Source organism: Mediterraneibacter glycyrrhizinilyticus, assembly GCF_015560805.1.
In the GTDB taxonomy this organism is placed as follows: Bacteria; Bacillota; Clostridia; order Lachnospirales; family Lachnospiraceae; genus Schaedlerella; species Schaedlerella glycyrrhizinilytica_A.
The window spans coordinates 1-8,458 of sequence record NZ_JADMSO010000023.1 but is presented as its reverse complement, the minus strand read 5'-3'; the positions used below and the strand labels follow the sequence as shown (position 1 = coordinate 8,458).

Annotated in this window: 7 protein-coding genes; all 7 read left to right on the top strand. The window is 45.2% G+C overall.

Annotation, left to right across the window (positions count from 1 at the left end; genetic code table 11):
* The first annotated feature begins 154 nt into the window (after positions 1 to 154).
* The 7 genes from spoIIID (at position 155) to cptIN (ending at position 8,189) form a co-directional block, all read left to right on the top strand.
* Positions 155 to 406: a sporulation transcriptional regulator SpoIIID gene (gene spoIIID, locus I2H87_RS13600; RefSeq protein ID WP_009266823.1), complete on the top strand. Its 252-nt coding sequence runs from the start codon at positions 155 to 157 to the stop codon at positions 404 to 406.
* A 52-nt stretch (positions 407 to 458) separates the two neighbouring features.
* Positions 459 to 2,255 (top strand): sensor histidine kinase, encoded by a 1,797-nt coding sequence (locus I2H87_RS13595; RefSeq protein ID WP_009266822.1) that lies wholly within the window; start codon positions 459 to 461, stop codon positions 2,253 to 2,255.
* Positions 2,173 to 3,699: a response regulator transcription factor gene (locus I2H87_RS13590; RefSeq protein WP_054703292.1), complete on the top strand. Its 1,527-nt coding sequence runs from the start codon at positions 2,173 to 2,175 to the stop codon at positions 3,697 to 3,699. The genes I2H87_RS13595 and I2H87_RS13590 overlap by 83 nt, the downstream gene beginning before the upstream one ends.
* Before the next feature lie 124 nt (positions 3,700 to 3,823).
* A complete protein-coding gene (locus tag I2H87_RS13585; RefSeq protein WP_009266820.1) occupies positions 3,824 to 4,054 on the top strand; it encodes a hypothetical protein in 231 nt (76 codons plus the stop codon).
* A gap of 338 nt (positions 4,055 to 4,392) precedes the next feature.
* A complete protein-coding gene (locus tag I2H87_RS13580) occupies positions 4,393 to 5,775 on the top strand; it encodes an MATE family efflux transporter (RefSeq protein WP_022151838.1) in 1,383 nt (460 codons plus the stop codon).
* 206 nt (positions 5,776 to 5,981) lie between these two features.
* Positions 5,982 to 7,529, top strand: a complete 1,548-nt coding sequence (gene guaA / locus I2H87_RS13575) for a glutamine-hydrolyzing GMP synthase (RefSeq protein WP_022151839.1) — start codon at positions 5,982 to 5,984, stop codon at positions 7,527 to 7,529.
* A gap of 237 nt (positions 7,530 to 7,766) precedes the next feature.
* Positions 7,767 to 8,189 (top strand): type III toxin-antitoxin system CptIN family toxin, encoded by a 423-nt coding sequence (cptIN, locus tag I2H87_RS13570; RefSeq protein ID WP_009266795.1) that lies wholly within the window; start codon positions 7,767 to 7,769, stop codon positions 8,187 to 8,189.
* Positions 8,190 to 8,458: the final 269 nt, after the last annotated feature.

Genomic DNA, 8,458 nt, shown 5'->3' with positions numbered 1-8,458 from the left:
AAACTCCACCTCGTGGAATTTAGTCCTACAAGGTGGAATTTAACTTTACAAAGTGGAATTTACTTTTTCAATTGACCGAAGAAGAAAAGATCGGTAACATATGTAAAATTTCCCCTGCATACATTGTAAAAATGGTGTTTGCAGGGGGATTTTTTTGAAAGATTATATCGAGGAGAGAGCCGTCGAGATTGCAAATTATATTATAGAACATAATGCAACGGTGCGCCAGACAGCAAAGCAGTTTGGAATCAGTAAAAGTACGGTACATAAAGATGTCACCGAACGGCTCCTTCAAATCAATCCGTCACTTGCCGCAGAAGCCCGGAAGGTTCTGGACACAAATAAGTCAGAGCGCCACATCAGGGGAGGACTTGCCACAAGAGAAAAATATCTGCATCGGTACTGATATTTTTATGGTATACTGGGGGATATGAAAGAAAATACATGGAGAAAGACACATGAAAAAAGAACATTCGATCCACCGCGGCATGCTGACGCGCTTTTTGTTTGCGGCGCTGATCCCTGTGCTGATCTTTGCGATGGTCATGCAGTGGAATAATCGAAAAACCCAGATGCAGACTGCGGAAAACACGATTCAGAGAAGTCTTAGAAATTCAGATCGCGGTCTGGATATGATGCTGGATAAATATGAGGCGATATTGGATGAACTGCGCGTGGAGAAAGAAATCCTGGACAGCGTCAAAGAGGTGAAGACAGGGACAGACGGGGCGAAAGCTTCCATGGAGCAGCTTTTGCGTTATAATTGTCAGCGAAATGACGGGCTGGAGGGGATACTTCTTGTATTTCCGGATAAAAGCATGATCTCTGCAAGTATGCTGTCGGAAGAAAATGCCGCATGGGCTAAGCAGATCCCGATTCCGGAGAGCGGGTGGGAAACGACTTACTGTGGAATGGAAGATTCGGTCATGCTGAACGGACGGGAACAATATCTGATTCTGCTCTCGGAAAAGCTGATCGACACGCAGGTGGGCAGTCAGGAACTCGGAACGATCGTATTTCTGCTCGGGGAAGACTATATCCGGCAGAGTCTGGATTTTGATGAAAATTCACAGGTGTATATTTTAAATGGGGAAACGGTGATCAGCGCGGAGGACAAATCGGAAATCGGGCTTTCGTCTTCTCAGGTACTGAATGATAAGCATTGTGTTTATACAAAAAAAGAGAGTAACCAGACAGGATTTACATTTTGGAATGAGCGTTCGCTGGAGACATATTATGAGCAGCGGCGGATGGAACTTTGTTTTCTCGGGATCGTTGCACTTGCATCGGTCATGGTTGCGGTCGTGCTGGCGTATTCTCTTTCAAAGCCGTATTTAAATGCGGTGGACAGTTATATGGATACGATCAGCCGGGTGGAAAAGGGCGATTTTTCTGCGAGATCTTATACAGAAGAAAAGATCCCGAAAGAATTTACAAGGATCGGCAGAGGATTTAATGAGATGGTCGTCCATATTGAAAATCTGATCGAACAGGTGAAGCAGGCCTCTGCCGAGCAGCGCATGGCGGAACTTTCGGCATTGGAGGCTCAGATCGATCCCCATTTCTTATATAATACGCTGGATGCGATCAACTGGAAAGCGATCGAGAATGAACAGTATGAGATCAGTGAAATGATCGGAGCACTGGCGGATATTCTGCGCTATGCAGTGAAAAATGCCGGAGCGGAGACGTCGCTGGAACATGCCCTTTCCTGGGTGGACAGCTATATTATGATCCAGAGTGCGAAATTAGGAAAGAAACCGGATCTTCGGATTCAGGTTGCCGAGGAATTGAAACAGATCCCGATCCACAAATTACTGATTCAGCCTTTTATTGAAAATGCGATGAAATACGCATTTACGGAAAAAAGCGGACAGTGGGAAATATTGATAGCGGCAAGAATGACCGGAGACCAGCTTCATATTTTAATAGAAGATAATGGTAAGGGGATCGAAGAAAACCGTCTGCGTCATCTGAATGAAGAAGAGGCGGACATGGGGACCCATGTCGGCATTGCAAATGTCCGGAAACGTTTGAAACTTTATTACGATGAGGCGGCGACACTTTATCTGGAAAGTGTGCAGGGAAGCGGAACGAGAGTGCATTTATTTATTCCGGTAAGGAAGCCGGATACTAAGACGGATGCAAAGATGGATACAAAGGAGGGAGAGCATGAGGATCGCAGTAGTAGAGGACGAGACGGTGATCAGGGAAGGGATGGCGAATATCCTGCAAAAGATCGATCCGGAGTATAAAGTGATCGGAACGGCAGCAGACGGGGAAGCCGGATATGAACTGATTAAAAGAACGAAGCCGGATCTTGTGATCATGGATATTCGGATGCCGAAAATGGACGGACTCACAATGCTCGGAAAACTGCGGGAAGAACAGATCCCTTGCAGGGCGGTTGTTCTGACCGCGTATTCGGAATTTGACTATGCAAAACAGGCGATCGACCATGGCGTAGAGAATTACCTGTTAAAACCGATCAAGATCCCGGAATTAAAGCAGGTACTGCAAAAGACTGCGGATGAGATCCGAAGAGTCGAGAGTCAGGAAAAGGTACTTTCGATGGACAACATATTTCTCGGGTGTTTGAATGGACAGCTTGAAGTAGATACGGAATTGAACCGGATGACGAAAGAGCGGTATGGATTTACAGTGGAAGAGCCGGTGGAGATGTTTGCGGTCTGGCTGGGGGAGTCTTACGATCAGCAGGCAGACCGGGCTGCGGAGACGTTGGAACATCTGGCACAAAATGCGGTTGGATACCGGACGTTCCTGCAGAAAAATGAAAATGCAGCAATGGTGCTGTTGATCTTATACCGTCTGGAAGAGGGGAAAACATTTTACCAGCGATATCAGAAAAATGCGGTTCCGGTGTTGGAACGGGTTCTGGAAAAGCCGGTGATCTATGTGTGGGGGCGCGCAGAGCGTCTTGCGGATGTGGCGTGGGCTGTGGAAGAAATGCGGAAGAACCGGGAGTGGAATCTGTATTTTCCGCCGGGAACTCTGATCAGTCCGGAAAAAATCAGTCGGTGGAATATGATCCCGCTGAAATATCCGGTAGAATTGGAAGAACAGGCATTGCAGGCAATGTTGAAAAAGGACGGAGAAACGCTGGGGCATTGTTACGAAGAAATAACCGGTCTTTTGCGTGCGGGAGCGTACGCACCGAAACAGATCAAAGAAACGCTTCTCCGATTTGGACGGAATCTTGCCAATAAGCAGTGGAAACGGAAAGAAGAATCAGAACTCCAGATCCAGAATATTCTGGGAAATCTTGCGGAGGCGGTAACGTGGGAGAAGATCGGTTCCGAGATGGAGACATTTCTCCAGATCATATGCGGAGAACAGGGAAAGACAGAGGAAACTTCGGTCAGTCAAATGGTACAGAAAGCAAAAGAACTGATCTGGAAATATTACAGTGAGGGAATCACACTGGAGGAGACTGCGCGCAAGTTGTTTGTCTCCGAGGAATATCTGAGTACACAGTTTAAAAAAGAAACCGGGAGCTCCTTTACGGAAACGGTCCGACGTTGCAAGATCGAGAAAGTAAAACAACTGCTTTTGGATACGCCGCTGAAACTGAATCAGATCGCAGAACTGGCGGGATATTCGGATCCAAAGTATATGAGTAAGGTATTTAAAGAGGAAGTCGGGATGCTTCCGAGTGAATTTCGGAAGTCAGTTCATTAAAAAATTCGACTTTTTTCATAAATTTCGTCTTTTTTTGACGAAAAATTATGATATGATTAGAATACTGAATAGACCAGGTGAAAAGTGGGAACAATGTGAAAGATTGAAAAAGGAGGTCTTGAACATGCACGAATTTCGGGTCAGGTTCAGTGTTCCTGAGGATATTTTAAACTTTGTCAATAAAGTTGAAAAATATGATTTTGCAATGGATATGCAGCGAGGCAGATTCATCGTGGACGCGAAATCATTCCTCGGAATTATGAATTTAGGACTGAACAACGTCATATCCCTTAAGGTGTATCATGATGATTGTGAACAGTTGGAACAAGATATTTCCCAGTATGTAGCTGCATAGTACAGCATAACCCTCCCCCCTCATAGTATATTTTTCGGGCTGTAAAGCCCATCGTGTTGTCATTTCGACAGAGTTTGTCTGTTGATGCGAAAACAGAGATTCATGCGAGAGAATCTCACTTTCGATGCAATATGCGGAAATGTAACATTCCGCATGAGCTGGGACTTGTTTCTAAAAACTTCCTGACGTATAATATTACGTTAGGAAGTTTTTTATTTACATAGGAAACGGGCCAAAGTCCAGGTTTGCCCGAGACCTTGGCGACTGCTTACAATCCCGGAATGTGCCTTTTGGCACTTCCGGTGATTTACAAATAATGAGAAGCTGCGGAGGATGAGATGGAAAAGGATGAGGCTGATGGTATGGAGAAAGGAAAAGTAGATCGGAGTCATTATTTGTTTGATAATAAGGCGTTGCGGGCATTGATCCTGCCGCTTGTGGTGGAACAGCTTCTGGCGGTGTTGGTCGGCATGGCGGACTCGATCATGATCGCAAATGTCGGAGAAGCTGCAGTTTCCGGCGTTTCTTTGGTTGATAACATTATGGTGTTGTTTATCAACGTATTTGCTGCGCTGGCAACCGGAGGCGCGGTGATCGTGGGACAATATCTGGGACAGAAGCGGACAGAACAGGCATGTCGGGCATCGACGCAGATCGTCTGGTTTATTTTGTTGATCTCGCTGGCGATCATGGCGCTGATTTATTTTGGAAAAGGTTTTATTTTAAATGTTGTATTTGGTCATATTGACGCAGATGTCATGCATCATGCGGATGTGTATCTGATGATCGTTACGGCGTCAATCCCGTTTATCGCGCTGTACAATGCGGGCGCGGCGATTTTCCGGGCGATGGGAAATTCCAAAGTGTCGATGCAGGTGTCGGTTTTGATGAACATCATCAATGTGTGCGGAAATGCGGTTTTGATCTATGGATTTCACCGCGGCGCAGAGGGGGTTGCGATCCCGACGCTCGTATCAAGGATGGTGGCGGCATTTGTGATCATTGGACTGTTATCGAATCAGAAATTGTTGGTACATATTGACCGGACGCTCCGTTATCGTCCGGATGGTCGGATGATCCGGCGGATTTTAAGTATCGGAGTGCCAAATGGGTTGGAAAACAGTATGTTCCAGCTCGGAAAAATCCTTGTGTTGAGCCTGGTTTCGTCGTTCGGGACATTTGCGATCGCGGCAAATGCAGTCTGTAATGTGGTAGCAATGTTTGAAATCCTGCCGGGAATGGCGTTGAACCTTGCAATGACGACTGTGATCGCACAGTGTGTCGGAGCCGGCGCTTACGATCAGGTGAAATATTATACGAAAAAACTGATGATGATGACGTATGCGGGAATCTGGATGATCAATATAGTGATCGTATTGCTGCTTCCGGTGATCCTGCGGGCATACAATCTGTCAGATGCTACGGCGGATATTTCCCGTCAGATCATGTATTTCCATACGATCAGCTGTATGCTGATCTGGCCGTTCTCGTTCAGCCTGCCGTGTACATTGCGGGCGGCGGGAGATGCACAGGTGACGATGTATATTTCACTGGCATCCATGTGGATCTGTCGGATTGTATTCAGTTACATTTTCGGAAAATATATGGGCATGGGAGTTTTTGGCGTATGGGTTGCAATGGTTCTGGACTGGATCGTACGATCTATATTCATGATAATCCGTTACAGGAGTGGAAAATGGATGCTGAAGAAAGTCATTTAAACATAACGGTCCGGTCATAGGGAATGTGATTGCTCGACGGGAAAAGACGAGAAAAGTACTTATTATAGGGACTTGTCATAAAGAGAATTAGACATTATAATGAGAAAGTGATTTTCGGACAGAATAAAAAGGGGAAAACAGATGTCGAAGCTGTTTTGCATGATCGTATAAAACTGTGACGGAAACCGGAGGAAGGAGAAAGAGAGTTGAAGAACGAATTAGTAATCGTAATTGATTTTGGCGGGCAGTACAATCAGCTTGTTGCAAGACGTGTCAGAGAATGTAATGTTTATTGCGAGATTTATTCATACAAAATCGATATTGAAAAGATCAAAGAAATGAATCCGAAAGGAATCATTTTGACAGGGGGACCGAACAGCTGTTACGAGCCGGATTCTCCGACGTATACAAGGGAATTGTTTGAATTGGGGATTCCGGTGCTGGGACTGTGCTATGGCGCTCAGCTGATGTCGCATGTGCTGGGCGGAGAGGTAAAAGCTGCGTCTGTCCGCGAGTATGGGAAGACGGAAGTGCTGATTGACAAGCCGGAGTCCAAAGTATTTGAAAATGTATCCGAATCCACGATCTGCTGGATGAGTCATTTTGATTATATCGCACAGGTGGCTCCGGGATTTGAAATAAGCGCGCATACTGCAGACTGCCCGGTTGCGGCGGCGGAAAATGCGGAGAAAGGTCTGTATGCGATCCAGTTCCATCCTGAAGTGCTGCACACGGCAGAGGGAACAAAGATGATCAACAACTTTGTGAAAAATGTCTGCGGCTGTGTGGGAGACTGGAAAATGGACGCATTTGTGGATGAGACGATCCATGCGATCCGCGAGAAAGTCGGAGACGGAAAGGTACTTTGTGCGCTGTCAGGCGGAGTGGATTCTTCTGTAGCGGCAGTTCTTCTTTCCAAAGCGATCGGTTCGCAGCTGACCTGCGTATTTGTAGATCATGGTCTGCTTCGGAAAAATGAGGGGGATGAAGTGGAAGCGGTATTCGGTCCGAATGGTCCGTATGACCTGAATTTTATCCGCGTCAACGCACAGGATCGTTTTTATGCAAAACTGGCTGGCGTGGAAGAGCCGGAAGCAAAAAGAAAGATCATCGGAGAAGAATTTATCCGTGTATTTGAAGAAGAAGCAAAGAAGATCGGAACAGTGGATTTCCTTGTACAGGGTACTATTTACCCGGACGTAGTAGAAAGCGGACTGGGCGGAGAATCCGCAGTGATCAAATCCCATCACAATGTAGGAGGACTTCCGGATTACGTTGATTTTAAAGAAATCATCGAGCCGCTCCGCGATCTGTTCAAAGATGAAGTGCGCAAAGCCGGACTGGAACTTGGTATTCCGGAGCGCCTTGTGTTCCGTCAGCCATTCCCGGGACCGGGACTCGGAATCCGTATCATCGGCGAAGTAACTGCGGAGAAAGTGAAAATCGTTCAGGAGGCAGACGCGATTTACCGTGAGGAAATGGACGCTGCCGGAATGAATAAGATTGTCGGACAGTATTTTGCCGCGCTGACGAATATGCGCAGTGTAGGCGTAATGGGAGATGAACGTACTTATGATTATGCGGTGGCTCTCCGCGCTGTAAGTACGATCGACTTTATGACAGCCGAGAGCGCGGAGATCCCGTGGGAAGTACTGCATAAGGTGACGAGCCGGATCGTGAATGAAGTGGATCATGTGAATCGGGTGTTCTATGACCTGACGGGGAAACCGCCGGCAACGATAGAGTTTGAATAATTTTGTGCCAACAGCATATAATTTTACTGGATAGTTCTATTGACTTTCCTTTTTGTGCTTGTTAATATATTAGTACAAAGAAAGTTTACCACTGACCGATATGTGGTATATAAATGGTCGGGTTGAAAGTTTAGTCCTTCGCCGAAAGGCGAGGGACTTTTTCCATATCTCTGCAGAAAGAATGGAACAAATGAAAAAAACAGGATTTTATATTATAAAGGACAAGTTTTTGAAGATATGCCTGATCCGTATCTTAAGGGGAATAAGGGAGGCAATAGACCACATTATTATTGTTTTGAAGATAATGCTACGGGAATTTATTGGATGATATCGCTTTTTAGCAGAATAGATAAGTTTCGGAAAATAATAGAGAAAAAGGAACAATCAGGGAAACCTTGCGATATTCTACATATTGTGAAATTGGACGATAGTCGAGAAAGTGTATTTTTAATACAAGATATGTTTTCAATTACAGCGGAATACATAGAACGTGAATATACAATTGCTGGAAATCATTTGATGCTGACCAGTGAACATACGGCAAAGGTAATTGAACAGAAAGCAAGAAAAGTGTTGGGAATGTTAAAGCGCGGTGTAAAGTTCATGCCTACACAACCGGATGTGCTATCAATATTAGAGAAATTAAAGCAGAAAGAATAGCATTTCATGGCTCTATTTGGGCTCTAATAATTTGGTACGAGAAAATAGCAGATAAAATTCAGAGAATACGAATCTCCCGCAGAAGTTCAAGGCATTAAAAATACTGATTTCTCCGGAGATTCGTATTTTAGAGACTATGAAGAAAAGTCTGTAAATAAGATCTTCTATGATAATGATAGGCGGAAAACTGGAGAGACTATGAAGAAAAGTCTGTAAATAAGATCTTCTATGATAATGATAGGCGGAAAACTGGAATGAAATCAGCTTTT